Genomic DNA, 531 nt, shown 5'->3' with positions numbered 1-531 from the left:
GCTACCGCGAGCAGCGCTCCGACCGCGCCGGGGGACGTCCAGCCGAAGCCCATCGCGATCGCGGCGCCGCCAAGCCACGCGCCGAGCGCGTTGGCGAGGTTGAAGGCGGAGTGGTTGAGCGCCGCCGCGAGCGTCTGGGCGTCGCCCGCGACGTCCATCAGCCGGGTCTGAAGCGCAGGACCCATCGCGATGCAGCCGCCGATCAGGAACAGGTTGATCGCCGCGCTCCAGCTCGCGGCCGATGTGAACACGAAGGCGGCCAGCACCGCGCCGTTCCACACCAGCGCGCCGACCAGCGTGGCCTTGAGCGCGCGGTCCGAAAGCCAGCCGCCCGCGACGTTGCCGACGATCATGCCGAGCCCGAGCAGCGCGAGCATCGGCGGCACCATCGAGAGGCTGAGGCCGGTGACGTCGGTCAGCGTCGGCGTCACATAGCTGTAGACCGCGAACATGCCGCCGAAGCCGATCGCGGCCACGCCGAGCGTCAGCCAGACCTGCGGCCGGCGCAGCGCGCCGAGCTCGCGGCGCGGG

The 531-nt window shown here is 72.9% G+C and carries 1 protein-coding gene; it reads right to left on the bottom strand.

Going from position 1 to position 531, the window contains the following annotated elements; all coding sequences use genetic code 11:
• A partial coding sequence (locus ACIKT0_RS19900) for an MFS transporter (protein ID WP_407106963.1) occupies nucleotides 1–531 on the bottom strand: 531 nt, incomplete at both ends.

The sequence above is a fragment of the Hansschlegelia beijingensis genome, assembly GCF_045505405.1.
GTDB classification, from domain to species: domain Bacteria; phylum Pseudomonadota; class Alphaproteobacteria; order Rhizobiales; family Methylopilaceae; genus Methylopila; species Methylopila beijingensis_A.
This window is presented reverse-complemented; position numbering and strand designations above follow the sequence as displayed.